We start from the raw sequence: 25,974 nt of genomic DNA on the forward strand, positions 1-25,974 counted from the left end.
TTGATCATTGTCAAAGGCGAAAGCGTTGCGTCCTTTAACCTGAAGGATGATCGAACCGGAGCCGATTTCATGCGCAGGGCGTGCGCAGAGGAATATTCCGGAATGTGCGACGCGCGGCCCGATGTTGGAGGCGTCTGGAATTCCCAAATATCCTCAACGATATAGTCGGTCATTGCTTCCACCCACGGGTTGTTGGCGCGCTGCAAGATCGATGCCATCAGGCCCGTCCCGACGCTCTGCAACACCTGCTGGGAACGTGGAAATCACGCCGCAACGTCAGAAATGGCATTCGCTATCTTTCGATAGGTGACGCCCTCGACATCCGCCCTTAGCCTTCGCGCATCCACGGCTCAGGCGGATCGAGGGTTCAATGGCATCGGTACTTGACCGGACGAAACAGGCGCTCGAGGGATTTCAGCGGCAGGAAATCGACATCAACGGCATCACAACGGTGGTCTACAGCGCTGGAATCGGCGAGCCGATGGTCTATCTTCACGGCTCCGGCACGTTCACCGGCTTCGGCTTCGCGCGGCAATGGATCAAGACCCACCGGGTCATCCTTCCATATCACCCCGGCTTCGGCGAGTCGGCCGACGACAGCCGCATCGAGTCGATCCAGGATTATGTCCTGCACTATCTCGATCTGTTCGATGCACTCGGCCTCGAGCAGATCAATCTGGTTGGTTCGTCGCTCGGCGGCTGGATCGCGTCAGAAATAGCGATCATGCAACCTCGACGGATTGCACGGCTGGTGCTGGTCTCGCCCGGCGGTCTCATCGCCAAGGATTTGCCGTCGACGGATCTGTTCAGCGTCCCGCCCAAGGATCTCGCCGGCTATCTCGTCGCGGACCCTGCGGTGCTGACACCGTTCATGCCGGAGGGGCACGACCTCGAATTCATGACGTTGCGCTACCGTGAGACCACGTCGTCGGCCCGCCTGACATGGGAACGGCCCGGCAATGCCAAGCTCGGACTGTGGTTGCACAGGATCACGTCCAGCACGCTGCTGCTGTGGGGCGAGGGCGATCGCGTCAAGCCGCTCGCACAGGCAAATGTCTGGTTGAGTCTGCTGCCGAACGCCAGGCTCGAGGTTATGAAGGGCGTCGGCCATCTGCCGCTCGATGAGCAGGACGCCGCCGCAGATATCGTTCTGACATTTCTGAAGGCAGAGCCGGGTGCAGCGAAAGCTGCTGCGTCCATCACCGGGAAGGCGTCGAAGTCATTGGCCTCCAGGCGGTATTCGCCGTCATCCCGTGGCTCATGATCGCGCCCGGAATGTCCCGCGCAAGATTCGGCGCGCACGAAGCGTCGGAGGCGGCGACTACCGCCGCGCCGATCGGCGCCTGATGGACAATCCGCCTGTCGCTCACGACCCCGGCAACTGAAGAGGGACCTCATGCCCATTCTCCCGAATACCGAATTCCTCGCCTGGCATTTCATGCCGTATTACGACCTGCCCGAGAACATCGACGAATACGAGTCGCTGTGGGTCGATTTTCCGAACAAGCACTTCGATCCCAAGAAGGGGCATGCCTACTACGAGCGCTACCTGTCAGAACTGGTTCTGGCCGACAAGCTTGGCTTCGACGGCGTCTGTATCAACGAGCACCACAACACGCCCTACAGCCTGATGCCGGTGCCGGGCATTCTGGCAGGCGCATTGATCCCGCAGACCAGGGGCAAGATCTGCGTGATGGGCACGCCGCCCGGCCTCGACCACCCGCATCGCCTCGCCGAATCCTATGCGATGCTCGACGTCATGTCCGGCGGCCGCATGGAATTCGCATTCCCGCTGGGCACGCCGATGGAATACTGGGCGAGCAACGTCAATCCAGTGACGGCGCGCGAACGTCAGCGCGAGGCGCTCGAAGTCATCATGAAGGCGTGGACGCAGGATGGTCCCGTCCGTCACTCCGGGCAGTTCTACAACTATCGCTACCTCAACATTTGGCCGCGCCCCTATCGGCAGCCGCATCCGCCGGTCTATCTGGTCGGCTCGGGCAGCCCCGGCACGATCGAGCTCGCGGCCGAAATGGGTTTCGGTTATTCGTCGACCTTCAGTCCGATCGCGTCGCAACTGGCGGCGCAGAAGACGCTGAAGGAGCGCGCCGCGCATTACGGCCATACGATCCGGCCGGAGCAGGTGCCGATCGTCTGCATGTGCTACATCGGCGACGATGACGAGAGCGCGCTGGCCGAGATGGAGCCGCATGTGCGTTACTTCTTTACGACGCTGACGCGTGCCGGCCGCTTCATCGATGCGCCCGGGTATCTGTCCATGGAGGAGTTCCAGAAGCGTAACGGACGCATGCTGCCGTCCAGCCACGGCGGCGCGTTCGACTGGACGCAGATTCGGCAGCAGTTTCGCGTCGTCGCCGGCACCGCGAAGACGGTGGCCGATTCGATCGAGAAATGGGCGGAAGAGGCCCAGACCAGCCGCATCATCTTCCAGATCCATCGCGGAAACATGCCGCACTGGAAGGTCGTCCGCACGATCACCGGCCTCGCCAACGAGGTCATCCCGATGCTGAAAGAGCGGCGCCACCTGGTAGGCGCCGGGCTTTCCGTCGCCGCCGAATAACAGCGCCAACCGCAAAGGACCGCTACCATGATCATGACGCCCGGCATCACCACCGCTGCATCCGGTGTGCAGGACATCACCTGGAACATCCTCGGGCAGACCTACGTGCCCAAGCAACTGTCGGAGAACTCGCTGTCTTGGCACGCGACGTTTCCGCCGGACACGTTCGTGCCGCCGCATGTGCATCCGACCCAGGACGAATTCGTCTATATGCTGGAAGGCACGCTCGACTTCTGGCTCGATGGCAAGGACAGCCGGGCCAACCCCGGCGATCTCGCCCGCATGCCGCAGGGCATTCCGCACGGCATCTTCAACAAGTCTGGCCAGACGGTGAAGTGCCTGTTCTGGGTGTCCCCGACCCGCAAGCTGTTCGAGCTGTTCAAGGCGATCCACAACGTGCCGGATCCGGTGGAGGTCGTGCGGCTCGCGGCCTTGCACGAAGTCGATTTCCTGCCGCCTCCCGGCACCTGAGACGTTCGGTCGGCAGATGAACGCTCAATTCCAAGAACCGCGCGCGCCCCTGATCGTCGGGATCGGCGGCACGCACCGGTCGAACTCATCGTCGGAATTGGCCGCGCGCTTTGCGCTCAAGGTCGCGGCTCGGGCCGGCGCGCGCGTTCGCATGTTCGACGGGCCGTCCCTGTCGTTCCCGCTCTACAATCCGTCGGATGAAGTGCGGGATGAACGCGCCACCGAGTTCGTCAAGTCGCTGCGGGACGCCGACGGCATCGTTCTGGCGGCACCCGCCTATCACGGCGGCATCTCCGGCCTCATCAAGAATGCGCTCGACTACACCGAGGACATGAAGAGCGATGCGCGCGTCTATTTCGACCAGCGCTCCGTCGGCACCATCGCCTGTGCAGGCGGCTGGCAGGCGGCCGGCGCAACGCTCTCGGCGTTGCGATCCGTGGTTCATTCCCTGCGCGGCTGGAACACGCCGCTCGGTGTCATGATCAATACGGGGAACAAGGTGTTCGACGGGGAGATGTGCCTCGATGCCGATGTCGCGCGCAATCTCGATGTGATGGCCCATCAGGTCGTCAACTTCGCGAGGGCGCTGTATGCGCTGCAGGCAGACGGCGAGCGTGCCGCCGTCTTGCCTGTTCTTGGCCGCACCGTTCCCCGGTGTTCGGGTTAGTGCAACGTCAGATCTGCGTTCTTCACGGACGACCAGATCGAGGTCGCCTGCGTTTGCCCGCGTGGTCTAGCCCGCTCCGCCCTCCATCGCTTATGTGGCGTACGGCAGCTTCACTTGCTCTCACTTCTCACGGCTCCACGGGAAGAGATTGGCCGGGAAATCCGCGGCGTAGCGGTGTCCCTTGCGCAGGTGGGGTTCTTCCTCCTGTGGAGGATTGGGATCCGGCTCCACCACTTTCCGGTACAGATGCCAGGTGGCATGACCGAGCAACGGCAGAACGACGGCCAGCCCAACGAACAGCGGCAGCGAACCGATCAGCAGCAGCGCCGCGACAATCAGCCCCCACGCGGCCATTGGAACCGGATTCTTCATCACGGCCCAGATCGACGTCCGGATCGCGTCTATCGCAGTCGCATGCCGGTCAAGCATCAGCGGAAACGATACGACACTGACGCACAGGGCCACGACCGCGAACAGAAAACCGACGCCGCAACCAACGATGATGAGCGACCATCCTTCCGGCGTCGTCAGCACGCGCGTTGCGAAGTCAGGGATGCTCGCCGCCGGAGCGTGGCCGAAGATTGAAACGTAGATGGCGTTCGCGACCCCGATCCAGGCCCCGAACAGGACGAGCAGGAGAATGCCGAGTTCGATCATGGCGCCGAAAGCCGGCGCGCGCAGCACGTGAAGGGCTTTCGATACGTCGACTTCCTCGCCGCGCTCGCGGCGGCGGCTGAGCTCGTACAGACCAATCGCGGCAAACGGTCCAAGCAGGGCAAACCCGGCCGCCAGCGGAAACAGCAGAGGCAGTACCGAATAGCCAAGCACCATCCTGAACAGCGCAAGACCGAGCACGGGATAGATCACGCACACGACGACCGCGTGGCTTGGCATTGCCTTGAAGTCTTCCCAGCCCAGGCGCAGCGCCTCGTGCAGGTCGGACAGTCCGATTTTGCGAATCGGATATGTGGCCGCGTCCCCGAATACGTGGCGTCCAACTCTTGCGATGTTGTCGGAATACAGAGTGGCCATCGACGCACCTCCCGTGCTGAAAGTCGCGGCGTAAACGACGCGAGTTTCCAAGCACGCGTGTTCGTCGCTATGTGCGAGAAACGCGATCGAGCCGAGTACGGCAAACCCGAGGTCAACGAAGAGGAGCTTAGCCGGACGAAACTTGTCGCGACCTGCAGCGCCAGATTAACGCGATTGGGATCAGGCAGCGCTCACGGTTCGGTGAAGTGTGCACGTTCGCAGTCATTGGCTTAGTCATTTGGTGCGTTGCGTCATCATCGAACGACTGTGCCGGCTGACACGCGCTGCTTGCGGCATCAGTCTGGCGCTCCGACGAGGTAGTCCTCTATCATCTATTGACGCGCGGCTGGACGCGTACCATCTTACTCTCTGACGCCCCGGATCCGATGGTTAGCGGTCGTAACGTGTGCTCCGTGCCACGTTTGGATGTCGCGACCGGTCAAATGGGCGAGGCAAGACACACTGCGATGGCGCATGTGAAGTCGGCCATCGTGATAGTGCGAGCTGCGCCCTTAATCCGTCTCCGTTGCCTTGAATGGCAAGGAGGACTGAAGGATGGCTGTCGCACTCATACTGCTTCTGGTCGCAGTCGGCTCGGTGCTGTTTCACATCTACAGCCCGTGGTGGTGGACGCCGATCGCCACCAACTGGAGCTACATCGACCACACCATCAGCATCACCTTCTGGATCACCGGCGCGGTGTTCTTCGCGGTGATCGCGTTCATGGCCTATTGCGTCTTCCGCTTTCATCACAAGGAGGGAAGGCGGGCGGCCTACAATCCCGAAAACAAGAAGCTCGAATGGTGGCTCACCATCGGGACTGCGGTCGGCGTCGGAGCCATGTTGGCGCCGGGCCTGGTTGTCTGGCACCAGTTCGTCACGGTTCCGGCTGATGCCACCGAGATCGAGGTCATGGGCCAGCAGTGGCAATGGAGCTTCCGCCTCCCGGGGAAGGATGGCCGGATGGGCACAACCAATGTCCGCAACATCAGTCCCGAAAATCCGATGGGCTTGAATCGCGACGATCCGCATGGACAAGACGACGTCGTGATCGAAAGCGGCGACTTGCACCTCCCGATCGGGAAGCCGGTCAAGGTTTTGCTCCGCTCCCTCGATGTCCTGCACAATTTCTATGTGCCCGAGTTCCGGGCCAAGATGGATATGGTTCCTGGCATGGTCACCTATTTCTGGATGACCCCGATCCGAACCGGAACGTTTGATGTGCTCTGCGCCGAGTTGTGTGGCGTAGCGCACGCGCAGATGCGGGCCAAGGTCATCGTCCAGGAAGAAAGCGAATATCACGCCTGGCTGGAGCAGCAGCAGACGTTTGCAGAATTGTCAGGCCGAAACGCCGTGACGAAGGCGACGTTCAAATCCGGCGGCAAGTAGGAAGGCGCCGCTGCGAAGATCAATCGGGCGCGTGAACTCATCGCCCCGATGGAAACGACCAAGGAGGGTTTCTATGGTCGATGTCCCATATGACGCACGCGCAGACGCTCCGCCTGCCGAAGTGCCGGAGGTCGAGCTCTATCATCCCAGAAGCTGGTGGACGCAGTACGTCTTTTCGCAGGACGCCAAAGTTATCGCCATCCAGTACTCGCTGACGGCGTCCGCAATCGGGCTGGTGGCCCTGGTGCTGTCGTGGCTGATGCGACTGCAACTGGGATTTCCCGGCACGTTTTCCTTTATCGATGCAAGCCAGTACCTCCAGTTCATCACCATGCACGGCATGATCATGGTGATCTATTTGCTCACGGCATTGTTCCTCGGAGGTTTCGGCAACTACCTTATCCCGCTGATGGTCGGCGCCCGGGACATGGTTTTTCCCTACGTGAACATGCTGAGCTACTGGATCTACCTGCTCGCAGTCCTGGTGTTGGCGTCGACCTTTTTCGTGCCTGGCGGGCCCACCGGCGCCGGCTGGACGCTCTACCCACCGCAGGCGGTTCTCTCCGGTACCCCCGGGCAGGATTGGGGCATCGTTCTCATGCTGGTCTCCCTGATCCTGTTCATCATCGGCTTCACCATGGGCGGGTTGAATTATGTGGTGACGGTGCTGCAGGCGCGCACACGCGGCATGACGCTGATGCGGATGCCCCTGACGGTGTGGGGCATTTTTACGGCCACCGTGATGGCGCTGCTGGCCTTCCCGGCGCTGTTCGTCGCCTCGGTCATGATGCTGTTCGACCGTCTGCTGGGAACCAGCTTCTTCATGCCCGCACTCGTCGAGATGGGCCAGCAGATGAAGTATGGCGGGGGCAGCCCGATCCTGTTCCAGCACCTTTTCTGGTTCTTCGGCCATCCGGAAGTCTACATCGTCGCCTTGCCGGCCTTCGGCATCGTTTCCGATCTGATCTCTACCCACGCGCGAAAGAACATCTTCGGCTATCGCATGATGGTTTGGGCGATCGTGGGAATCGGCGCTCTCAGCTTCGTCGTATGGGCGCACCACATGTATGTGAGCGGCATGCACCCGAAATTCGGGTTCTTCTTCGCCACCACGACGCTCATCATCGCCATCCCGACCGCCATCAAGGTCTACAACTGGGTGCTGACCCTGTGGCGCGGCGACATTCATCTCACCGTCCCGATGCTGTTCGCCCTCGGTTTCATCATCACGTTCGTGAACGGCGGGCTCACGGGCCTCTTCCTCGGCAACGTCGTCGTGGACGTTCCGCTTTCGGATACCATGTTCGTCGTCGCGCATTTCCATATGGTGATGGGCGTGGCGCCAATCATGGTCGTGCTGGGCGCGATCTATCACTGGTACCCCAAGGTCACCGGGCGAATGCTGGATGACTGGATGGGCAAGTTTCATTTCTGGGTGACGTTCCTCGGCGCCTATCTGATCTTCTTCCCCATGCATTACATTGGACTGCTCGGCGTTCCGCGCCGGTATCACGACATCGGCGAGGCGGCGTTCATCCCGTCATCGACCCATACGCTCAATGCCTTTATCACCGTCATGGCCTTGATCGTGGGCTTCGCCCAGATGGTGTTCCTGTTCAATCTTGTCTGGAGCCTGTTCAAGGGCAGGCCTTCGGGTGGCAATCCATGGCGGGCGACGACACTGGAGTGGCAGACGCCGGAAACCCCGCCCGGGCACGGCAACTGGGGCAAGGAGCTCCCGGTGGTCTACCGATGGGCGTATGACTACAGCGTGCCCGGTGCCGCGCAGGACTTCATTCCGCAGAACCAGCCGCGGGCGACGCCGGCCGTTCAGGGAGCTGCGCCGTGAGCGCCATCATCCTGTTCATGGCGGTGATAACGGTCATCGTCGGATGGTGGCTCTCGCAGCAACGGCTGACAGCCAAACCCTGGCTGGAAGAAGGTTCGATCGATGATTTCCCGGGCACTGGTGCAGTCACCTTGCCGGCAGCCAAGATCGGACTGGGCGTGTTTCTCGCTGTCGCCGGCTCGCTGTTCGCACTCTTCATCAGCGCTTACTCGATGCGCATGAACATGGCGGACTGGCGCACGATGCCCGTGCCTTCGCTGTTGTGGTTCAACACGGGCGTCCTGGTCCTGAGCAGTATTGCGCTGCATTGGGCATATGTGGCCGCGCACCGGAACAACATGGACGGCGTGATCGTCGGCCTCTGCGCAGGCGGCGCGTCCGCGGTTACATTCCTGATTGGGCAACTGCTGGCGTGGCAACAGCTGCGCGCAGCGGGTTATTTCGTCGCGTCCAATCCAGCCAATTCCTTCTTCTACATGATGACCGCGGCGCACGGGCTGCACCTGATGGGCGGTCTGGTGGCGCTCGGCAGAGCGACTGCCAGGGTGTGGCGCGGCGCCGAGATGGCCCAGGTGCGCCTGAGCGTGGAGCTCTGCACGATCTACTGGCACTTCCTGCTGTTGGTCTGGCTGGTCCTGCTTGGTCTGCTGACGGGCTGGACGGACGATTTCGTCGACATCTGTCGCCGGTTGCTCACCTAGGAGAGACCAGATGGCAGAAACTGTGCTGACAAACCCTGGAGAATCGCCCGCGCGGACCGCCGGCCTGCGGAGCATTGCCGACGACTGGTCTTCGGATCAGCGTGCGTTCAAGAATGTCTCCTGGGGGAAGGCCATGATGTGGATCTTCCTCCTGAGCGACACCTTTATCTTCAGCTGTTTTTTGCTGTCCTACATGACCGCGCGAATGTCCACGACGGTGCCGTGGCCGAATCCGAGCGAGGTATTCGCCCTTGAGATTGCGGGGCACCATATACCCCTCATCCTGATCGCCATCATGACCTTCGTCCTGATCTCCAGCAGCGGCACCATGGCGATGGCCGTCAATTTCGGTTACCGCCGCGATCGCGTCAAAACCGCAGTCCTGATGCTGGTCACGGCGGCACTTGGCGCAACGTTCGTCGGAATGCAGGCCTTCGAATGGACCAAGCTGATCATGGAGGGCGTACGGCCCTGGGAAAACCCCTGGGGCGCCGCGCAGTTCGGCTCGAGCTTCTTCATGATCACCGGCTTCCACGGCACGCACGTGACGTTCGGCGTGATTTTCCTGATCGCCATCGCGCGAAAGGTCTGGCGGGGAGACTTCGACGTCGAAAGGCGCGGCTTCTTCACGAGCAGAAAGGGGCACTACGAGATCGTCGAGATCATGGGCCTGTACTGGCACTTCGTCGATCTGGTGTGGGTGTTCATCTTTGCCTTCTTTTATCTTTGGTGAGGTCGGCGCATGACAAACGTGGCGGTACATCTGGAAGCCCAGCAACCTTCGCTGCACGCGCATGTGCATGACGTGCCCGCATCAGGAGCCACGCATGCAGAGGGCCAGCAGCACCCGATCAAGCTTTATCTCGTGGTCTGGGGATGGCTGTTCGTCCTCAGCGCCTGCTCCTATCTCGTCGACTACTTTCACTTCCAGGGCTATCTCAGATGGTCGCTGATCCTGCTGTTCATGGTGTTGAAGGCCGGCTTGATCGTCGCCGTCTTCATGCACATGGCCTGGGAGCGGCTGGCCTTGAGCTACGCCATCCTGCTGCCGCCGGTGTTGGTGCTGGTGTTCGTGGCGATCATGGTGTTCGAATCCGACTACACGCACCTCATCCGGGTCCTGTTCTTCGCGCCTGCGACGTAGGCGCTGCTGCCTCGTGCCGAATGGAGGATGGCCATGACCACATATGTCATGCTTGCAAGCTGGACCGAGCAGGGCATCCTGAAGGTGAAGGACTCGCCAAACCGTCTGGACGCAGCAAAGAAAGCGCTCAAGGATATGAGCGGCGAGTTCAAATTCTTTTTTCTTACCATGGGCGACTTTGACATCGTCGCGATCTACGAAGCTCCCGATGACGCCGTCGCGGCACGTTTCAGCATGCAGCTGGGCATGCAGGGCAACATCCGGACGCGCACGCTGAAAGCGTTTCCTGAAACAGCCTATCGGGAAATCATCAAATCGCTGGGCTAGACAGCACAACGGTATGCTCGTGAATTTTTCAGAGCTGGTTTTGCAAAGGGAGCTTTCAGGACGATCGCATCGGTTTTTACTACGCAGACGCCGCCCATGTCGCCGGCAAGAGGAGGCACTAATCTCATGCAAATCAATCGTTCGATTCTCCTTCGCGGGAGCTACGCCGGCATCGGGGACTATGTCGCGCTGACGAAACCGCGCGTTATGTCGCTGGTCGTCTTTACCGCACTGGTTGGTCTTATGGTCGCGCCAGGCGACATCGATCCCTTCGCCGGTGCCGTTGCTCTTGTTTGCATAGCCGCCGGAGCGGGCGCCGCAGGTGCGCTCAATATGTGGTACGACGCCGACATCGATGCGGTGATGGCGCGTACCGCCATGCGTCCGATTCCGAGCGGCCGTGTATCACGCCCGGAAGCATTGGTTTTCGGATTGATGCTCGGAATCTGCGCCATTCTGGCCCTCGGCACCTTGCTGAACATGGCCGCGGCTGCGCTGCTGGCTTTCACAATTTTCTTCTATGTCGTCGTCTACACGATTTGGCTCAAACGCCGAACACCGCAAAACATCGTCATTGGCGGTGCGGCTGGCGCACTCCCTCCGGTGATCGGCTGGGTTGCGGCCACGGGAAGCGTCGGGGTCGAGCCGCTCATCCTGTTCCTGATCATCTTCCTGTGGACGCCACCCCACTTCTGGGCATTGTCGCTCAATCTTGCCGGAGAATATGCCAGAGCCGGGGTGCCGATGTTGCCGGTCGTAGCCGGCAAGGCCGAAACAAAGCGCCAGATTCTTCTCTATAGCGTTGTTCTGGCTCCGATCTCGCTGACACCCTGGGCGCTGGGGTTTGCGGGCGCCATCTATGGCGCGGCTGCAGCGATGCTTGGCGCGATCATGATTTTTCTCGCATGGCAATTACGTCGGAGCGACGACGGGAAGGAAAGGCGGCCCGCTCGTCGGCTGTTCGTGTTTTCGATGCTCTATCTGGTCCTTCTTTTTGGTGTGTTGCTGATGAATGCCGTACCCTCCGCTCAGTCCCACTAGGGTTAAGACCCAATTGGCCATGTTGAGATTCAACGGGTTGGCGAGCGTGTCGGCACCCGGATGACGACGGGAAACCATGAAGGGGAGGTTGGAATGAGCTCGCAGCGAGTGTCGGGAACCGCTGTGCAACGAACCATTGCCGTCCTGGGCTCGGCGGTTTTCTTCGTGGTCGCCCCATGTATGCTGGCGGGGCTCGTTCCATGGTCGATCACGGGTTGGCAACTCCGGCCGCCGTTCCTTGGTCTGGAGCTGACGCGCGGCATCGGCGCGATAATGATTCTCGCAGGCGTGCCTGGACTCGTTGACGCATTTGCGCGTTTCGCGCTGCAGGGTCTCGGCACCCCCGCGCCCATCGCGCCGACCCGGAATCTCGTGGTGACCGGTCTCTACCGTTATGTGCGTAATCCCATATACGTCGCGGTCGTTGCCATCATCCTGGGTCAAGCGGTGCTGATGGGCGATTGGCGCCTCATCGTCTACGGCGCGCTGCTCTGGCTCGCCTTCCACGCCTTCGTCGTGGCGTACGAAGAACCCACGCTCGAGCAGACGTTTGGAAGAGAGTACGAGGCGTTCCGCGCCGCCGTCCCGCGCTGGATACCGCGGATGACCCCATGGCGGTCGAAATGATCGGTGGCTCGCCGCTGCGAGGACGAGAAGCAGAGCGGGATCGTCGGTCAAGGACTTCAGGCGCATCGCAATGCGCTACGACAACTCGCTCGGAACTACTTCTCAGCCCTGTGCCTCGTTGCCGCCGTGGCATTCTGGCTTTAATCAATTGAGTCTGGACCCTAGCTAGCCAACGTTGATCGAACAAAAAAGGCCCCGGATTGCTCCGGGGCCGTTGGGTCATTTGAACGGACTGCCATCCGCACTTCACCGGTTCGACTTTGACGCCGCGGCGCTGTTCATTGTTTGCATGCGCACCCGTGGCAAGGTTAGAAACCCGAGCCCGACACCAACAGAATTGCACCGATCACCATAAGGAGAATGCCCGGCCAGTTCGTTCCCAGGCCCAGGAATCGGAGGCTGCGCCGTGGCGGCTCCAGAGTGCCGCGAACCGGCCGGGAGGAGTCCGGGCCGCTGAGCGATCCCCGCCAAATAGCGGTGCGTGCCATGTACAACATCCCGCCGAGAACGAGCAGCGCGCCAAGCCCCATCAGGAACATTTTCGCCTCTCAGTTCATGGTTGCCACGCCGAACAGAACCGGGATTCAAGTGCCAGATGGTACGATTCGTTCCTACGCGGTAATGAGTCCGCGGTTCGGATTCAATCTGAACCGATAAGGCTCTAATCCAGCGCCTGGCGGATCATTTTTGCCAGCTGCGACTTGCGATAGGGCTTGCTCAGCAGCAAGACGCCGGGGTCGAGCCGCCCCTGGTGCACGATCGCGTTGTCGGTATATCCAGAGGTATACAGCACTCTTATACCGGGCCGGTGTTTGACGACTTCGTCGGCAAGCTGCCTGCCGGACATGCCGTTGGGCAGGATCACGTCGGTGAAGAGCAGGTCGAATGGCAGGCCGTTTTTCACGGCCTGCAGCGCCGAGGGACCGTCTGCGGTATCGAGGGTCTGGTAGCCGAGGGTCTGCAACTGCGTGGTGACGAAGTTGCGCACCAGATCATCGTCCTCCACCACCAGGATGGTTTCGGCGCCGCCGACCAGTGGCGCGGCCGCAACCACGGCCGCCGGCGCCTGGCTGCGGGCGGGCGGCAGATACAGCTTGATCGTGGTGCCGTGGCCTTCCTCGCTGTAGATGCGGATGTGGCCGCCGGACTGCTTGACGAAGCCGTAGACCATGCTCATGCCGAGGCCGGTACCCTTGCCGACTTCCTTGGTGGTGAAGAACGGCTCGAACACCTTGTCCTGGATCTCCTTGGACATGCCGGTGCCGGTGTCGCTGACCGCGAGCATCACGTACGGGCCGGGCAGCACGTCGGGATTGGCCTGCGCATAGGCCTCGTCGAGCACGACGTTGCGGGTCTCCAGCAACAGCTTGCCGCCGTCGGGCATCGCATCGCGGGCATTGATCGCCATGTTGAGCAGCGAGTTCGCCAGCTGCGACGGATCGATATGCGCGGCCGCAATCTCCGGCTCGAGGATCGAGTCGATCTCGATGTGTTCGCCGAGGGTAGGGCGCAGCAGCTTGGCGATGTCGAGGACGGTGCCGTTGACGTCGATATTGCGCGGCTGAAGCGGTTGCCGGCGCGCGAATGCCAAAAGATGCTGGATCAGCTCGATGCAGCGTTCCGCTGCCACGTCGATCAGCTCGGCGGTTTTTTTCAGCGCCGGCTGGTCTTCGAGTGCGCCGACCAGCCTTTCGGTGGTGCCGGTGATGACGGTCAGCATGTTGTTGAAATCGTGGGCGACGCCGCCGGTCAGTTTGCCGATGGCGTCGAGTTTTTGCGATTGCTGCAGCTTGCGCTCGATTTCGCGCGTCGCGGTGATGTCATGATAGAGCAACGCCGCGCCGCTGATGGCGCGCGATGCGTCGCGCAGCGGCCGGCCGCTGATGACGAGGTGAACCGGCGCGTTGCCGCTCTTGGGCCGCACCACGATTTCGGTGGCGTCGAACTCCTCGCCGCGCAACGCACGCGCCGCCGGCATCTCCCGGGTGGGCAGCGGCGTGACGCCGTCGGCACGAAAGACGGTGCTCAGCTGCCGCAGCAGTTCCACGGTCATGCCCGGACGGTAGCGCAGCATCTTTTCCGCAGCCGGGTTGGAGAGCAGCACGCGGCCCTTGGTGTCGATGACAAGCACCGCCTCGGCCATGCTGTGAAAGGTGCTCTGCATCACTTCGGTCGAATGCCGGAGTTCCTCGTGGGCCGTGACCAGGTGCCCGGTGCGTTCCGCGACCGCGGCCTCCAGCGCCTCGTTGGTGGCCTTGGTTGCAGTGAGCGAGTCTTGCAACTCACGGCGTGACCTGCCGGTCGAGCGCGTAAGGACGGTCGCAAGGATCAGGATCAGCAGCACGCAAGCAAGGTCAACCGCCAGCAGGAAGCCGCCGTTGGCTTCGGACTGGGTACGCCGGAGCGTGAGACGCCTTCGCTCTTCGGCGACGGTCTTTGCCAGATTTTCACCGATCGTCTCCGTCGCCTTGCGGTCTTCGTCATTGGCCAGCAACGCGGCGATTCTTGCCTGGTCGCCCGCATTCTTGAGCCTGATCAATTCGCCGCCCGTCACAATCTGGCGGGCCACCTGGGCCTTGGCTTCCTCGAGCAGCTGGGTTTGGCCGGGATTGCCCTCGATGGTCTTGATCAGGTCATCGAAGGCCGGCAGGATTGCGTCACTGGACTCGTTATATTCCTTCACGAAGTCGGGGTTGCCGGTGAGCGCGAAGCCGCGCGCAGCACTTTCGGCGCGGCGCAGCAGCGGCCGGATATCCGAGATCCTCTTCAGCACTTCCAGGGCGTGGTCGACGGCAGCCGTATCGGCCCGCGACTTCAGGTCGAGACCAATGGAGGCAGCACCGATAAGGATGAGGATCGCGAGGCCGATTCCAAGGATGATACGCTGCGGGAGCATTGACGCTTTTATTTTCATCTTTTCGAGTGGTGCGCAGACTGTATCGGTTTCGTGAGGCATTCGCGGACGCTGGTCAACAGCGCGTTGGGCGTGAACGGCTTGCGCAGGCAACATGCCGCGCCGAGTTCGATGGTCAACCGCAGCAAATCGGGCGCCCGGTCGCTATTGGCGAAGGCGTAGCCCGACATCGCAACGATCGGAACCTCGGGCCGGCGCGCGCGGAACGTCCGAATTGATTCAAACCCGCGCATGTTCGGCATGAAGACGTCGATCAGCATGACGTCGAAATCGGACGCTTCGAGCGCCTGCATCCCGGCCTCACCACCATCGGCAATGGTGACCTCGAAACCCTGGCGCTGCAGACAAACTTCGATGGCATCGCAAACCATCGGGTCGTCATCGACCACGAGAACGCGCGGCACGAGGATTCCTTTTGCTCGGGCTGCAGTCGGCGACTCGCAAAACCCCTGACAAGGATTAAGTCGGAACGTTGACCAGCCGTCTGTATGATAGAGTGCATATATGATTTGCCTAGAGGCGAATTCGGTAGTCTGTGTCAGAACAAGAACAAATGCGTCCCCGGTTCCGGATCTAAACCCGCCGTGTCCATCCATCGCCCAGCGGGTCGTCCCCGAATGTCGCCGCTCGGCCTCATCGTCCTGTCGATCGCTTCGGTGGGCTGGGGCCTCAACTTCCCGATCATGAAACATTTGCTGACGGAGTGGCCGCCGCTATCGTCGCGCGGCCTGTGCGGCATCGTCGGTGCTGCAGCCCTCGCGTTGATCGCGCTGGCGCGGCGGGAGACGCTGCGCGTTCCCAGGGGAATGTGGCTGCGGCTGTTGCTGGTATCGACGCTGTCGATCGGTGGCTGGACCGCTTTCATGGGGCTTGCGCTTCTATGGCTTAGTGCCAGCGAAGCGGCGGTGCTGGGCATCTCGATTCCCGTCTGGGTGGCCTTCATGGCGTGGCCGATCCTCGGCGAGCGGCTGTCATTGCTGCGCGCGCTCTCCTTGTTGGTCGCGCTGGCCGGTATTGCCGTGCTGATCGGCGGTAACGGCGTCGAGGCCAGCTTCGAAAAGCTGCCGGGCATATTGTTCGCGCTGACGGGTGCGGTGTGCGTCGCGCTCGGCACCGTGCTGACCAAGCATTTTCCGCTGTCGATGCCGCCGTTGCCGCTGGCCGCCTGGCAGGTCGCCCTCGGCTGCCTGCCAGTGGCGATTGTCGGGCTCGTGATCGAGCAGCCGCAGCTTTCGGCGCTCTCACTGATTGGCTGGGCGTCTATGCTCCAAATGACGCTGATCCAGTTTTGCCTGTGCTACGTCTGCTGGTTCGCAGCGCTGGAGCGGCTGCCGGCGGCGACCGCGTCGATCGGCACCCTGCTGGTACCGGTGGTCGGCGTGGTGGCGGCGGCGGCCATGCTGAATGAGCCGCTCGGCCTGCGCGAGGTCGCAGCCCTGGTGATCACGCTCGGCGGCGTCGCGGTGGCATTGCGCGCATGAAAAGAGCGGCGCACCGGAATGCGCCGCTCTCGGAGTTCACTTTGGAATTCACGCCGTCAGGCCAGCGTTACGGGCAGGGGTGCCGCAGCCCGTCATTGCCGAGATAGGTTCTCGACCGCACATCATAGGAACGGTAGCGCTGCCTGCAGTAAGCGACATCGTCGCCGCCGGGGACCACCGCCACCACGCCGTCATCGGCATATTCGTCGCCGTAGTAGTAGGGATCGTTGTAATAGCCGTAGCTGCTGCCGTAATAGCCAAGCCCGCTGCCGATAACGGCGCCGGCTGCGAAACCGGGATAGAAACCGCCGTGGCGATGGCGATGGCGATAGCCGCCGCCCTGATAGACGCCGCCGCCGCCGCCGCTAAACCTCGGGCCGGGGGCCACACCGCCGCCGATGACGCCGCCGCCACCACGAATGCCGCCTGCCATCGGTGGGGGCGCACCGCCACCGCCGCGGAAGCCGCCGCCACCGCCACCAATCACCGCTCCGCCGCCGCCACCGCGGAAACCACCGCCGCCGCCACCGATAGCCGCTCCGCCGCCGCCGCCACCACCACCACCGATTGCGGCTCCGCCGCCACCGCCACGGCCGCCACCACCACCGCCTCCGCCACCACCCCCGGCGCTAGGCGGGGCTTGCGCGAAGCTTGGGTTGGGCAGCACGGTCGGTGCAACGAGTGCCGCGATCGCTGCGGCAGAACATAAAACTTTCAAACTGATCATTGTCGGCTCCATCTCCGGGATACGGACCTAACCATTTCAGGAGAAAGGCGTTCCCGAGCCAGCGCACGGATCGTGCGCAGCGCCTAACCTGCCAGATCGGAACTGCATCCCAGATGAACAGGTCGTTATGATTCCGCGACAATTCGACGCCAAAAACAGGCGCAAATGGGGTCCGGACAGATATCGCCGCAATCGGACATCGCATCTGGACAATCGGGCGCGCCGATGGCATCACCGGCTCAGCCTTCTCGAACCGGCCGAGCCCTCATGAAGCTGTTTCTGCTCAAAATATTCACCTGGTGGAACGGCCAGACTTTCGGCACCCAGTTGTGGACGTGGCGCTTCGGCGAACTGGTCGGCCAGGACGAGCAGGGCAACACCTATTATCGCACCAAGGGCGGCAAGATCGATCCGACGCTCGGCTTCCAGCGGCGCTGGGTGGTCTACAACGGCTATGCCGAAGCCACGAGGGTGCCGCCGTCATGGCACGGCTGGCTGCATCACACCGTCGATGTCGCCCCGACCGAAGAGACGTACACCCCGCGCGAGTGGGAAAAGCCGCACCAGCCGAACCTGACCGGCACATCGGCGGCCTACCGTCCATCCGGCTCGACGCTGGCGAGCGGCCGCCGTCCGAAGGCGACCGGCGACTACCAGCCCTGGACTCCGGGAAGCTGATAGACAGCTGATCCACCGTTATGTTTGAGCGCGAACGACCGTGCGGCATGGCGCGCGTCTTGAGCGCGGATGCGTCGTTCTCCTGTGAATAACGGGAACAGCGGGGACACCGGCTGCTGCGTGCTTGCGCACGTGCCCCGTTCGCCGTTCAATGAACCCATCTTACGGAGATGGGAAACCATCGCGTACGGTTCGGGCTCCAGTTCGCGACTGTCCCGATGAGCAGCGGCACCCGATCAGGATACGGCTGGGAGATAGGCCCCCGGTGCAGAGGTTCTGAAATCGCCCGTCAATGTGGCGCCGCCGTAGGAAAGGAAAGGCCGTCTGGGCAACCAGGCGGCCTTTTTCTTTTTGCATGACTGATGAAGCCAGCTTTCCGCTCAATGAGGCTGCTGGCAGGCGATGAGGCCGCGGCGTCAGGGCTCGGTCGTTCGAAAAGGTGACTCGTCCGCGAGCTTCCTGGTCAAGGCGCGCAGGCGCGGCATTGCCTTGTCCGTATCGATTCCCACGCCACGCGCGAGCCGTTCGGCTACAAATGCCGTCACGTCCGCTTGGGTCAAACGACCGAGCAGCAAATAAGGCGTGTCTGCTACGATCATGACATCGACCGCTGCCAGTGCATTCGTCATCTGTGCCACGCAATCGTCGAACCAAGGTTGATGTTGCTTCTCGGGAGGATGGTGGTTGCGCTCGTAAGCGGCCTGAAGTCCCTTGTCGCACGCGCCCATCATGATCGCCGCAACCTTCAGGACGGCCCGTCGGTCGGATCCCGCAGCGGGCGTTAATGCGCGGTCGCGACCGAAGGTCTCATCGAGATGGTCGACGATAGCATTGCTATCGACCAGCACGTCGCCATCATCGAGCACCAGCGCCGGGATGCGACCGAGCGGATTGGAGGCTCGCACCTCGGCGCGATCATTGAAGCCGGAGATTGGTAGCTGCTCGTACGGTATCCCGTAAGCCCTGAGCGTGATGGCCACACGGCGGGTGAATGGCGAGCGATTAACCCCGATGAGCATCATTTTTCCGGCCGTCCGTCACGTCATCCTTGCGGCGGCGCGGCCGATCATTTCGCCGCGGCGGAGCTGCGCCGTCGCCATCCGCTCCTTCATCAGCGCGAGGATTTCCGGCGGCGCGGTGTCGGGCGAGCCTGAGTTGAACGGCGGGGCCGGGTTATATTCGAGCCGGAGCTGGATTGCTTCCGCGGTCCGCCGGTCGACCAGCAGCGACACCAGCGTCAGCGCGAAATCGATCCCTGCGGTGACGCCGCCGCCGGTGACGCGGTTGCGGTCGACGCAGACGCGGGTCCTGGTCGGCGTCGCACCGAACGCGGAGAGAAAATCCATCGCGGTCCAATGCGTCGCCGCGCGATATCCTTTCAGCAGGCCGGCCGCACCCAGCACCAGCGATCCCGTGCAGACCGAGGTGATGTATTTGGCGCCCTCGGCCTGCTTGCGCAGGAATGCCAGCATCTCCTCGTCATTGACCATGTCGTCGGTGCCGAAACCGCCGGGCACGCAGATGACGTCGAGTTGCGGGCAATCCGCAAAGGTCACCGTCGGCGTGATCGTCAGGACGGAGTCGCTGGGCACAGGCTCGATGCGCTTCCAGATCAGATGCACCTGTGCGCCCGGCACGCTGGAGAACACCTGCAGCGGCCCTGTGAAATCGAGCTGGGTCACCTTTGGAAACAACACGAGACCGATCTGAAGCGGCGCCGACATGAGGACCTCCCTGATTTCACTTGACCCGTGCATCCTGACATGGTGGCCTCCTGTCAGAAATGCCGTATTTCCCTCATTTAAGGACATCGCCTCAAATGATCGGTGTGCTGATCTTTCCGGACTTTCAGTTGCTCGATGCCGCGGGGCCGATTTCGGTGTTCGAAATCGCCGCGCGCTTCGCAGGTGCGGCGCCTGCGATCAGGACTTTGGCGGCGACGGCGGGTCCGGTGCGCAGCACCTCCGGCGTCGAGATGCTGGCGCGTGGCTTCAAACCTTCCAGCGCGATCACGACCTTGATCGTGGCGGGCGGCGAGGGTGTGCGAACGGCGGCGATCTGTCCGAAGACGCTGGCTTTCGTGCGTGCGTTGGCCAGGCGCGGCGTCCGCGTCGCCAGCGTTTGCTCCGGCGCTTACGTTCTGGCGGAGGCCGGCCTGCTCGACGGACGCCGCGCCACCACGCATTGGCAGCGCACGCGGCACTTCGTGTCGGCCTATCCGAAAGTGAAGCTGGAAGCCGATCGGATCTACACACGCGACGGCAATGTCTGGACCTCGGCTGGGATATCAGCGGGCATCGATCTGGCGCTCGCGATGGTCGTCGAGGATTACGGCGACGAGATCGCGCAGCGCTCCGCAAAGCAGCTCGTGCTGTACCACCGCCGCAGCGGCGGCCAGTCGCAATTCTCGTCGCTGCTGGAATTGAAGTCGCCGACCGGACGGTTCGGACCGTTGCTGGCCTGGGCGCGCGAACATCTCGATGCGCCGCTCACGGTGGAGGACATGGCAGAGCAGGCCGGCATGAGTTCGCGGCATTTCACCCGCGCTTTCATTGCCGAGACCGGCACCACGCCCTCAAAGGCAGTCGAGCGGTTGCGGATCGAGGTGGCGCGGCAGCGCGTGCAGTCGTCCAGCGAGGCGATTGAACGCGTTGCCGAGACCACCGGCTTTCGCGATCCGGAACGGATGCGCCGCGCCTTCATCCGCGCCTTCGGCCAGCCGCCGCAATCGCTGCGGCGGGCGGCACGCGCGGGGTGATCTTGTCGCTCTCCCGACAAGGGCGCGTCGCCGTACCGGACGTCAGGTTCATCCCGGCGTGCAGAAATTTTTGAAAGCCTCGCACTGAACCGCCCTGCATCTCGTGCCGTCGAAAGGGCATGCGGGCCATGACGGTTTCGCAAAAACCGGACAATGGAGATTCAGATGTCGGTGAAATCGAGACTCTTCGCGGCCGCTTCCGTTGCGTTCCTGGCAATGGGTGCGATGGGAACGACCAGTGCCAACGCGTTCATTTTCCTGGATACGCATTGCGCACCGGGGCAGTGGGGTTGTGGAGTCAGCTACACTCCCCAGGAGTACACTCGTGCGCGACCGACTGCCGGTCGCCGTGACAGCAGCCCGGCCTACATGAAAAACAACGATCCCCGCTACAACGACGCCATGTTGAATGCTGGCGGCGGTGGCGGTGGCGGTGGCGGAGGTGGTGGCGGCGGTGGTCGCTAAGTCAAACTGACCTTTGCAGATTGGATTTGGCTCCGTCGGGGTGACCCGGCGGCGCCTGCCACGTCAGCGGCGTCACACGGCGCGAGCGGAATAGACGCCCCTATCTGCGGAAATCCAGGCGTCCCTCCGGAAAGCGCCCGTCGATCCGCTTGTCGTCCACGATTCTGCCGATCCAGGGACGAGTGATCGCCGGGCTGGTGAGGTTGATGTACTTTCCGACCAGCCGCTGCGGGCCTTGGCGCTTGGCATCGATCAATCCTTTGCGTGCGCCGGAATCCATTCTCGCTTCGCCTTGCCCCTGTTTCCATTCGTCGGCGGAATCGCAGGCGATGGTGGGATCGGCGCCGCCGTTCCAGCGGCTCGACCAATGGCCCTCGATTGTGCCGGACCGGCTGGTGCCGTCAGCCGTGCCCCAGCTCGCCGCGTTCACATCATCCGCGGATCCTTCCAGTGTCGCGCTGCCGGCGAACTGCGCCACGTCAGCGTCGTTGGGATCGGGGACGTCCATGACGCCGAATGGATTTCGCTTTGCCTGGTTTTCCGAATTCATTGGATACTCCATTGCAACAGCGAGGCCTTCACCGACAGGCGCGGGTTCGCGGTTGCAGTATTGTCTCGCAGATTGAAGACGCCGCCGACACCCGATTCCCGAGGGATCGCGCGCGATGCGGCGTGGCAGCTGGTTCTTGCGCTCTCCGCTAATGCGGCGCGTCGGGATGCCAGCCGAGCACAGCAAGCATGACGAAAAATCCAACGACATAGGCGACCGCGATCGGCCAGCCCTGGGTGACCCATCGCCCGACGGATTTTGCCTCCGGATACATGTTCGCCAGGGCGACGCCTGCGGACGAGCCGAACCAGATCATCGATCCGCCGAAGCCGACGGCGTAGGCGAGATAGCCCCAATCATAACCGCCCTGTTTCAGCGCGAGCGCGGTCAGCGGAATATTATCGAATACCGCGGAGACAAAGCCGAGCCCGAGCGCCGTCGGCCACGAGGCGGCGGGGAGTTGCTCGACCGGCATCATGGAGGCCGCCGTCACCAGCGCCAGCAGGAAGATCGTGCCCTTGAAGGTTTCGGGCATCACCGACCAGTCCGGCTTGCGCAACGCCGCTGTGAGCAGGATCACCACCCAGACGGCGATGCCGAGCACGGGAAGGATGTCGAGCAGGGCCGGGAATTTCAGATTCGCGGTGATATTGGCGGCCAGCGCCGCCACCAGAATGGCCGCGACGATGAACACCCTGACAGAGTCGACCTTCAGGCCGGTCGGTGGATTCTTGACGATCGGCGAATAGCGCTGCTGCTGCAGCGACGCCGGCACGGCGAAGATCAGCATCGCGGCGATGGCGGCAATATAGGCCTCGACGACGGCGAGGGGACTGACCCCGGCGATCCACATCATGGTGGTGGTGGTGTCGCCGACGACGCTGCCGGCGCCTCCCGCGTTCGAGGCCGCGACGATGGCCGCGAGATAGCCGATATGGACCTTGCCCTGAAAAACACTGCGCGCCACGGTGCCGCCGATCAGGGCCGCGGCGATATTGTCGAGGAAACTGGACAGCACGAACACCAGCACCAGCAGGATGACGCCGCCCTTCCAGTCGTCCGGCAGCAGCGCCGGCATCTCGTGGGGAATCCGGCTTTCCTCGAAATGCCGCGACAGCAGCGCAAATCCCATCAGCAGCAGGAACAGATTGGCCAGCGTCACCCATTCATGCGCCATGTGGTGGCCGAGGCCACCAAGGCCGGCGCCGTATTTGAAGCCGGTGAAGATCAGCTTGTAGAGGATGATGGCCGCAAGCCCCGTCAACGCGACGGGCAGGGTGTGGTGATGAAACAGCGCGACGCCGAGCAGCGTGAGCGCGAACAGGATGAAGTCGACAGGTATCCCGAACAGGAGCATGGTCGCCGTCAATTCCTTCGCGCGGGCGAATTTGTCAATTCAGCGCCTTCAGCCAGAGCGCGATATCGGTTGCCGCGACGTTGGCCTGCGGCAGCAGCTTGCCCATGGTGAAGAAGCCGTGGAACTGGCCGGGAAAGTGCTTGTAGGTCACGGGCACGCCCGCTTCCTTCAACCGTGCGGCGTATTCGTCGCCTTCGTCGCGCAGCGGATCGCCGCCGGCGGTCAGCAGATAGGCCGGCGGCAATCCGGCCAGCGTTTTCGCGCGCGCCGGTGAAGCCTGCCAATTGTCAATGTCGGCGGGGCCGCTGAGGTAGTGGTTGCAGAACCATTTGATGACGGAATGCGTCAGCAGAATGCTGGTCTCGGGCTCGCTATGCGAGGGATGCTTCATCGCAAAGTCCGTCGCGGGATAGATCAGCACCTGGCCGGCGAGCTTTGGCCCATCGCCGTCACGCGCCGCGAGCGCAACGACGGCCGCGAGATTGCCGCCGGCCGAGTCGCCGCCGACCATGACGCGCGCCGCGTCGATGCCGAGGTCTTTCGCGTTGGCCGCGACCCATTTCACAGCCGTGACGGCGTCGTCGACGGCGGCGGGGAATTTGTGTTCGGGGGCGAGGCGGTAGTCGATCGAAATCACGATCAACTCGCCCTCATGCGCGAGCTTGCGGCAGACCACGTCGTGGGAATCGAGATCGCCGATCACCCAGCCGCCGCCGTGATAAAACACCAGGCAGGGGGCGAGGCCGCCGGTCTTTCGCAGCGTCTTCGGCGTGTAGATGCGGGCCGGGATCGCGCCATGCGGGGCGGGGATCGACAGCGGTTTTGCCGATTCCAGTTCCGGTGGTTCGGGTCTGGAGGCGGCGCTGCCGGCCAGATACATCGCACGGGCCTGGGTCGGTGTTCCCGACTCATAGGGCGGGCGACCGGCTTCCTGGAAAGCCTTGTAGACGGCGGCGGCATCGGGATCGAGAACGACGGGCATGTGGGGGAAGACCTCTGGTGTTTTGCGTTGTCATTCCGGGGCGCTCGCGAAGCGAGTGAACCCGGAATCTCGAGATTCCGGGTTCGATGCTTTGCATCGCCCCGGAATGACGGGGTTTCTAGGCGGCCGTCCGGCCGCCGTCGACGGTGTAGGAAGAGCCGGTGACGTAGCTGGCTTCATCGGACGCCAGGAACGCCACGACGGAGGCGACCTCGGAAGCGTGTCCGAGCCGCCGCGCCGGAATCCGGTCAACCATCTTTTCGATCGGCATCGGCGCATTGCCGCCATTGCGCCCCTGATAGATCGTCGACAGCATCCGGCTGTCGATCAGGCCCGGACAGACGCAATTGACGCGGACGCCGGTGCCCGTGCATTCCCAGGCCGCGGTCTTGGTGAGCCCGATCACCGCATGCTTGCTGGCGCTGTAGACGGCGATGTAGGGCGATCCCATCAGGCCCGCGATCGAGGCGGTGTTGATGATGCTGCCCTTGTTCTGTTTGAGCATCACCGGCAGCACATGCTTCATACCGAGGAAGACGCCGACCACGTTGACGTCGAGCACGCGGCGAAAGCTCTCCAGCGAATATTGCGGGATCGGCTTGATGTCGCCCTCGATACCGGCGTTGTTGTAGAAGGCGTCGATGGTGCCGAATTTGTCGACGCTGGCGCGAACATAGTCGGCGACCTCGTCCTCCTGGGTGACGTCGGCGGCGATCGCGAGCGCCTCGGCGGAGGCCGGCAGGTCCTTGATGGCGGCCTTGAGGTCGGCCTCCTTGCGGTCGACGGCGACAATGCGCGCCCCGCGCTCGGCCAATAGCTTGATGGTGGCGGTTCCGATGACCCCGGCCGCACCGGTGACGACGGCGACCCGGCCGTCCAGGCGAATTCGATCGGTCATGTCTGGGGTTTCCTCTGGCTCGTCCGGTTGTCCCGGATTTTCATGGTTTTCGCGACGGCAACCCGCGCGAAAGCTGATCGAAACCGACTATTTCATTTGTGGCGGGGGCTGACCAGTGGCCCCGGAGCGGGCGAAGCCCGTCCCCGGAGCGGGGGTAACCGCCCTTTCCCCGCCGTATTCAGCGTGTTAACCGGTAGGCACGCGAGCGGCGGATAGATTGTACTATGTCGCGAGCCCGATTCGCCCTTTAAAGCCGCGAGATGTTTCGAACCATTGCCCTGACTGGTATTGCGGCCCTGGTGGCCGCCTCGACAATCTCGCTTGCGCCGCCCGCGCGCGCGCAGATCGGCAATATTTTTTCCGATCCGCCGCTGCGGCCGCCAGGCTCGATCCCGCGTGGCAACCAGCAGCAACAGCAGCAACTCGACGACGACGAGGAAGTGCCCGAATTGCCGCGCGGCCGGCTGCTGCCGACGCCGAACCGCCCCGCCCCGGGGCAGGGCGTACCGCCGCCCGGAAGCGTGCAGACCCAGCCCCTGGCTCCGCCGCCCGGCACCACCGTCGTTCCACAGAATACCCAGCCGGGGATCGCGGTAGCGCCGCCGCAGCCGGGTGCGCCGGGCGCCGCGCCGCCCGCGGCCAATGCGCAGCCGGGCTTGCCACCGGGGCAGCGCCAGCCCAAAGGACCCGTCCCGCCGGCCTCCGCCAGCCTGCAGCCGGGGGATGAGGTGGTGTCCGAGCCGCCGGCATCGAAGGTTACCAACAAGAAGGCCAGCTTCTCCGGCCTCGACAAGATCACGGGCCGGATCATCAATTTCGACGAGGACATCGGCGAGACGGTGCAGTTCGGCGCGCTGCGCGTGAAGACGTCGGCCTGCTACACGCGCCCGTCCACGGAAGCCGCCAATACCGACGCCTTTGTCGAGGTCGACGAGATCACGCTGCAGGGCGAGGTAAAGCGGATCTTCTCGGGCTGGATGTACGCCGCGAGCCCCGGCCTGCACGGCGTCGAGCACCCGGTCTACGATATCTGGCTGACCGACTGCAAAGTCCCCGACCAGACCATCGTCAGCGCGCAGCCTGAACTGCCGAAGCCGGCTCCGCCGCCGCCTGCCGCCAAGCGCCCGCCGGCGCCGAAGCAGGCCGCGCCGCGTCCGCCGCCGTCGGGGTTGCCGCCGCAGCCGCAGTTCCAGCAGCAACCGCCGCCACCGCCGCCGCAGCAACAACAACGGCCCGGCGGGCTGTTTGGTGGATTGTTCGGGAATTAGGCGGCGTCCCCGGCGCATCGGTTCTCGTCGATGCCGGCAGACATACGCCAAGGCGAATCTTCTCAGC

28 protein-coding genes are annotated in these 25,974 nt (G+C 62.9%); 17 read left to right on the forward strand and 11 right to left on the reverse strand.

The genetic code is table 11. The features are described from left to right. The first annotated feature begins 370 nt into the window (after positions 1 to 370). The 4 genes from JQ629_RS19455 to JQ629_RS19470 all read left to right on the forward strand — a co-directional run bounded on the left by JQ629_RS19455 (position 371) and on the right by JQ629_RS19470 (position 3,719). Positions 371 to 1,264: an alpha/beta fold hydrolase gene (locus tag JQ629_RS19455; protein WP_212414028.1), complete on the forward strand. Its 894-nt coding sequence runs from the start codon at positions 371 to 373 to the stop codon at positions 1,262 to 1,264. A 132-nt stretch (positions 1,265 to 1,396) separates the two neighbouring features. Then, complete coding sequence (locus JQ629_RS19460) at positions 1,397 to 2,581, forward strand: LLM class flavin-dependent oxidoreductase (protein ID WP_212414029.1); 1,185 nt, start codon at positions 1,397 to 1,399, stop codon at positions 2,579 to 2,581. A 27-nt stretch (positions 2,582 to 2,608) separates the two neighbouring features. Beyond that, the gene (locus JQ629_RS19465; RefSeq protein ID WP_212414030.1) at positions 2,609 to 3,052 is read left to right on the forward strand and encodes a cupin domain-containing protein; all 444 of its coding nucleotides are present in this window, start codon (positions 2,609 to 2,611) and stop codon (positions 3,050 to 3,052) included. Between the two features lie 16 nt (positions 3,053 to 3,068). Next, positions 3,069 to 3,719 carry an NADPH-dependent FMN reductase gene (locus JQ629_RS19470; RefSeq protein ID WP_212414031.1) on the forward strand — a complete coding sequence of 217 codons (651 nt, stop codon included), beginning with the start codon at positions 3,069 to 3,071 and terminating at the stop codon, positions 3,717 to 3,719. Positions 3,720 to 3,839: 120 nt separating this feature from the next. Here JQ629_RS19470 and JQ629_RS19475 read toward each other — a convergent pair whose 3' ends face one another. After that, a complete protein-coding gene (locus JQ629_RS19475) occupies positions 3,840 to 4,751 on the reverse strand; it encodes a DUF2189 domain-containing protein (RefSeq protein ID WP_212414105.1) in 912 nt (303 codons plus the stop codon). 555 nt (positions 4,752 to 5,306) lie between these two features. Between JQ629_RS19475 and JQ629_RS19480 the strand changes: the two genes are divergently transcribed. The 8 genes from JQ629_RS19480 (at position 5,307) to JQ629_RS19515 (ending at position 11,829) form a co-directional block, all read left to right on the forward strand. Beyond that, complete coding sequence (locus JQ629_RS19480) at positions 5,307 to 6,140, forward strand: cytochrome c oxidase subunit II (protein ID WP_212414032.1); 834 nt, start codon at positions 5,307 to 5,309, stop codon at positions 6,138 to 6,140. A 73-nt stretch (positions 6,141 to 6,213) separates the two neighbouring features. Then, a complete protein-coding gene (locus JQ629_RS19485) occupies positions 6,214 to 7,989 on the forward strand; it encodes a cbb3-type cytochrome c oxidase subunit I (protein WP_212031397.1) in 1,776 nt (591 codons plus the stop codon). Beyond that, a complete protein-coding gene (locus tag JQ629_RS19490) occupies positions 7,986 to 8,690 on the forward strand; it encodes a cytochrome c oxidase subunit 3 (RefSeq protein ID WP_212262038.1) in 705 nt (234 codons plus the stop codon). Before JQ629_RS19485 ends, JQ629_RS19490 begins: the two co-directional genes overlap by 4 nt. A 10-nt stretch (positions 8,691 to 8,700) precedes the next feature. After that, on the forward strand, positions 8,701 to 9,423 hold the full coding sequence (locus tag JQ629_RS19495) for a heme-copper oxidase subunit III family protein (protein ID WP_212414033.1): 723 nt from the start codon (positions 8,701 to 8,703) through the stop codon (positions 9,421 to 9,423). A 9-nt stretch (positions 9,424 to 9,432) separates the two neighbouring features. Next, positions 9,433 to 9,834: a cytochrome C oxidase subunit IV family protein gene (locus JQ629_RS19500; RefSeq protein WP_212414034.1), complete on the forward strand. Its 402-nt coding sequence runs from the start codon at positions 9,433 to 9,435 to the stop codon at positions 9,832 to 9,834. A gap of 33 nt (positions 9,835 to 9,867) precedes the next feature. Then, the gene (locus JQ629_RS19505) at positions 9,868 to 10,161 is read left to right on the forward strand and encodes a GYD domain-containing protein (protein WP_212414035.1); all 294 of its coding nucleotides are present in this window, start codon (positions 9,868 to 9,870) and stop codon (positions 10,159 to 10,161) included. A 126-nt stretch (positions 10,162 to 10,287) separates the two neighbouring features. Then, positions 10,288 to 11,202, forward strand: coding sequence for a heme o synthase (locus JQ629_RS19510; RefSeq protein ID WP_212414036.1), 915 nt, complete (start codon positions 10,288 to 10,290; stop codon positions 11,200 to 11,202). 93 nt (positions 11,203 to 11,295) lie between these two features. Beyond that, positions 11,296 to 11,829 (forward strand): methyltransferase family protein, encoded by a 534-nt coding sequence (locus JQ629_RS19515; RefSeq protein ID WP_212414037.1) that lies wholly within the window; start codon positions 11,296 to 11,298, stop codon positions 11,827 to 11,829. A 308-nt stretch (positions 11,830 to 12,137) separates the two neighbouring features. Here JQ629_RS19515 and JQ629_RS19520 read toward each other — a convergent pair whose 3' ends face one another. The 3 genes from JQ629_RS19520 to JQ629_RS19530 form a co-directional block, all read right to left on the reverse strand. Further along, a complete protein-coding gene (locus JQ629_RS19520) occupies positions 12,138 to 12,368 on the reverse strand; it encodes a hypothetical protein (protein WP_212414038.1) in 231 nt (76 codons plus the stop codon). A gap of 122 nt (positions 12,369 to 12,490) precedes the next feature. Continuing rightward, positions 12,491 to 14,725 carry a CHASE3 domain-containing protein gene (locus JQ629_RS19525; RefSeq protein WP_212414039.1) on the reverse strand — a complete coding sequence of 745 codons (2,235 nt, stop codon included), beginning with the start codon at positions 14,723 to 14,725 and terminating at the stop codon, positions 12,491 to 12,493. Positions 14,726 to 14,739: 14 nt separating this feature from the next. Further along, entirely contained in the window at positions 14,740 to 15,147 is a 408-nt protein-coding gene (locus JQ629_RS19530) for a response regulator (protein ID WP_212414040.1), read from the reverse strand. 213 nt (positions 15,148 to 15,360) lie between these two features. Here JQ629_RS19530 and JQ629_RS19535 point away from each other — a divergent pair, with 213 nt between their 5' ends. After that, entirely contained in the window at positions 15,361 to 16,224 is an 864-nt protein-coding gene (locus JQ629_RS19535; protein ID WP_249135156.1) for a DMT family transporter, read from the forward strand. A gap of 67 nt (positions 16,225 to 16,291) precedes the next feature. Here the strand turns inward: JQ629_RS19535 and JQ629_RS19540 are convergent, their stop codons facing one another. Next, positions 16,292 to 16,951 carry a BA14K family protein gene (locus JQ629_RS19540; protein WP_212414042.1) on the reverse strand — a complete coding sequence of 220 codons (660 nt, stop codon included), beginning with the start codon at positions 16,949 to 16,951 and terminating at the stop codon, positions 16,292 to 16,294. Positions 16,952 to 17,218: 267 nt separating this feature from the next. On the opposite strand from JQ629_RS19540, the gene JQ629_RS19545 reads away from it, so the two are divergent. Further along, positions 17,219 to 17,629, forward strand: coding sequence for an NADH:ubiquinone oxidoreductase subunit NDUFA12 (locus tag JQ629_RS19545; protein WP_212206654.1), 411 nt, complete (start codon positions 17,219 to 17,221; stop codon positions 17,627 to 17,629). Between the two features lie 416 nt (positions 17,630 to 18,045). Here JQ629_RS19545 and JQ629_RS19550 read toward each other — a convergent pair whose 3' ends face one another. Both JQ629_RS19550 and JQ629_RS19555 read right to left on the reverse strand, forming a co-directional pair. After that, positions 18,046 to 18,651, reverse strand: coding sequence for a glutathione S-transferase family protein (locus tag JQ629_RS19550; protein WP_212414043.1), 606 nt, complete (start codon positions 18,649 to 18,651; stop codon positions 18,046 to 18,048). Positions 18,652 to 18,666: 15 nt separating this feature from the next. Beyond that, complete coding sequence (locus JQ629_RS19555) at positions 18,667 to 19,353, reverse strand: DJ-1/PfpI family protein (RefSeq protein ID WP_212262014.1); 687 nt, start codon at positions 19,351 to 19,353, stop codon at positions 18,667 to 18,669. Positions 19,354 to 19,448: 95 nt separating this feature from the next. Between JQ629_RS19555 and JQ629_RS19560 the strand changes: the two genes are divergently transcribed. Both JQ629_RS19560 and JQ629_RS19565 read left to right on the forward strand, forming a co-directional pair. Then, complete coding sequence (locus JQ629_RS19560) at positions 19,449 to 20,387, forward strand: GlxA family transcriptional regulator (RefSeq protein ID WP_212414044.1); 939 nt, start codon at positions 19,449 to 19,451, stop codon at positions 20,385 to 20,387. A gap of 165 nt (positions 20,388 to 20,552) precedes the next feature. Further along, complete coding sequence (locus JQ629_RS19565) at positions 20,553 to 20,852, forward strand: hypothetical protein (protein ID WP_212414045.1); 300 nt, start codon at positions 20,553 to 20,555, stop codon at positions 20,850 to 20,852. Positions 20,853 to 20,952: 100 nt separating this feature from the next. Here JQ629_RS19565 and JQ629_RS19570 read toward each other — a convergent pair whose 3' ends face one another. The 4 genes from JQ629_RS19570 to JQ629_RS19585 all read right to left on the reverse strand — a co-directional run bounded on the left by JQ629_RS19570 (position 20,953) and on the right by JQ629_RS19585 (position 24,639). Then, on the reverse strand, positions 20,953 to 21,402 hold the full coding sequence (locus tag JQ629_RS19570; protein WP_212414046.1) for a hypothetical protein: 450 nt from the start codon (positions 21,400 to 21,402) through the stop codon (positions 20,953 to 20,955). A 148-nt stretch (positions 21,403 to 21,550) separates the two neighbouring features. Continuing rightward, positions 21,551 to 22,759, reverse strand: coding sequence for a citrate transporter (locus JQ629_RS19575; RefSeq protein ID WP_349631289.1), 1,209 nt, complete (start codon positions 22,757 to 22,759; stop codon positions 21,551 to 21,553). Positions 22,760 to 22,793: 34 nt separating this feature from the next. Then, positions 22,794 to 23,741, reverse strand: a complete 948-nt coding sequence (gene lipP1 / locus JQ629_RS19580; protein ID WP_212414048.1) for a LipP1 family hormone-sensitive lipase — start codon at positions 23,739 to 23,741, stop codon at positions 22,794 to 22,796. A gap of 118 nt (positions 23,742 to 23,859) precedes the next feature. Beyond that, a complete protein-coding gene (locus tag JQ629_RS19585; protein ID WP_212414049.1) occupies positions 23,860 to 24,639 on the reverse strand; it encodes an SDR family NAD(P)-dependent oxidoreductase in 780 nt (259 codons plus the stop codon). A 260-nt stretch (positions 24,640 to 24,899) separates the two neighbouring features. On the opposite strand from JQ629_RS19585, the gene JQ629_RS19590 reads away from it, so the two are divergent. Next, positions 24,900 to 25,907, forward strand: coding sequence for a DUF2155 domain-containing protein (locus JQ629_RS19590; protein WP_212414050.1), 1,008 nt, complete (start codon positions 24,900 to 24,902; stop codon positions 25,905 to 25,907). Positions 25,908 to 25,974 lie beyond the last annotated feature (67 nt).

Origin of the sequence: Bradyrhizobium sp. AUGA SZCCT0222 (assembly GCF_018130205.1) — a bacterium.
In the GTDB taxonomy this organism is placed as follows: domain Bacteria; phylum Pseudomonadota; class Alphaproteobacteria; order Rhizobiales; family Xanthobacteraceae; genus Bradyrhizobium.

What these genes read in the sequence shown, in the direction of transcription:
- JQ629_RS19585 (WP_212414049.1), bottom strand. Translation starts at nt 24,639, where the DNA reads ATGACCGATCGAATTCGCCTGGACGGCCGGGTCGCCGTCGTCACCGGT.
- lipP1 (WP_212414048.1), bottom strand. Translation starts at nt 23,741, where the DNA reads ATGCCCGTCGTTCTCGATCCCGATGCCGCCGCCGTCTACAAGGCTTTC.
- JQ629_RS19460 (WP_212414029.1), top strand. Translation starts at nt 1,397, where the DNA reads ATGCCCATTCTCCCGAATACCGAATTCCTCGCCTGGCATTTCATGCCG.
- JQ629_RS19515 (WP_212414037.1), top strand. Translation starts at nt 11,296, where the DNA reads ATGAGCTCGCAGCGAGTGTCGGGAACCGCTGTGCAACGAACCATTGCC.
- JQ629_RS19555 (WP_212262014.1), bottom strand. Translation starts at nt 19,353, where the DNA reads ATGTCGGCGCCGCTTCAGATCGGTCTCGTGTTGTTTCCAAAGGTGACC.
- JQ629_RS19455 (WP_212414028.1), top strand. Translation starts at nt 371, where the DNA reads ATGGCATCGGTACTTGACCGGACGAAACAGGCGCTCGAGGGATTTCAG.
- JQ629_RS19590 (WP_212414050.1), top strand. Translation starts at nt 24,900, where the DNA reads ATGTTTCGAACCATTGCCCTGACTGGTATTGCGGCCCTGGTGGCCGCC.
- JQ629_RS19565 (WP_212414045.1), top strand. Translation starts at nt 20,553, where the DNA reads ATGTCGGTGAAATCGAGACTCTTCGCGGCCGCTTCCGTTGCGTTCCTG.
- JQ629_RS19520 (WP_212414038.1), bottom strand. Translation starts at nt 12,368, where the DNA reads ATGTTCCTGATGGGGCTTGGCGCGCTGCTCGTTCTCGGCGGGATGTTG.
- JQ629_RS19470 (WP_212414031.1), top strand. Translation starts at nt 3,069, where the DNA reads ATGAACGCTCAATTCCAAGAACCGCGCGCGCCCCTGATCGTCGGGATC.
- JQ629_RS19540 (WP_212414042.1), bottom strand. Translation starts at nt 16,951, where the DNA reads ATGATCAGTTTGAAAGTTTTATGTTCTGCCGCAGCGATCGCGGCACTC.
- JQ629_RS19505 (WP_212414035.1), top strand. Translation starts at nt 9,868, where the DNA reads ATGACCACATATGTCATGCTTGCAAGCTGGACCGAGCAGGGCATCCTG.
- JQ629_RS19570 (WP_212414046.1), bottom strand. Translation starts at nt 21,402, where the DNA reads ATGAATTCGGAAAACCAGGCAAAGCGAAATCCATTCGGCGTCATGGAC.
- JQ629_RS19475 (WP_212414105.1), bottom strand. Translation starts at nt 4,751, where the DNA reads ATGGCCACTCTGTATTCCGACAACATCGCAAGAGTTGGACGCCACGTA.
- JQ629_RS19465 (WP_212414030.1), top strand. Translation starts at nt 2,609, where the DNA reads ATGATCATGACGCCCGGCATCACCACCGCTGCATCCGGTGTGCAGGAC.
- JQ629_RS19545 (WP_212206654.1), top strand. Translation starts at nt 17,219, where the DNA reads ATGAAGCTGTTTCTGCTCAAAATATTCACCTGGTGGAACGGCCAGACT.
- JQ629_RS19500 (WP_212414034.1), top strand. Translation starts at nt 9,433, where the DNA reads ATGACAAACGTGGCGGTACATCTGGAAGCCCAGCAACCTTCGCTGCAC.
- JQ629_RS19485 (WP_212031397.1), top strand. Translation starts at nt 6,214, where the DNA reads ATGGTCGATGTCCCATATGACGCACGCGCAGACGCTCCGCCTGCCGAA.
- JQ629_RS19560 (WP_212414044.1), top strand. Translation starts at nt 19,449, where the DNA reads ATGATCGGTGTGCTGATCTTTCCGGACTTTCAGTTGCTCGATGCCGCG.
- JQ629_RS19525 (WP_212414039.1), bottom strand. Translation starts at nt 14,725, where the DNA reads ATGCTCCCGCAGCGTATCATCCTTGGAATCGGCCTCGCGATCCTCATC.
- JQ629_RS19510 (WP_212414036.1), top strand. Translation starts at nt 10,288, where the DNA reads ATGCAAATCAATCGTTCGATTCTCCTTCGCGGGAGCTACGCCGGCATC.
- JQ629_RS19535 (WP_249135156.1), top strand. Translation starts at nt 15,361, where the DNA reads ATGTCGCCGCTCGGCCTCATCGTCCTGTCGATCGCTTCGGTGGGCTGG.
- JQ629_RS19480 (WP_212414032.1), top strand. Translation starts at nt 5,307, where the DNA reads ATGGCTGTCGCACTCATACTGCTTCTGGTCGCAGTCGGCTCGGTGCTG.
- JQ629_RS19495 (WP_212414033.1), top strand. Translation starts at nt 8,701, where the DNA reads ATGGCAGAAACTGTGCTGACAAACCCTGGAGAATCGCCCGCGCGGACC.
- JQ629_RS19550 (WP_212414043.1), bottom strand. Translation starts at nt 18,651, where the DNA reads ATGATGCTCATCGGGGTTAATCGCTCGCCATTCACCCGCCGTGTGGCC.
- JQ629_RS19575 (WP_349631289.1), bottom strand. Translation starts at nt 22,759, where the DNA reads ATGCTCCTGTTCGGGATACCTGTCGACTTCATCCTGTTCGCGCTCACG.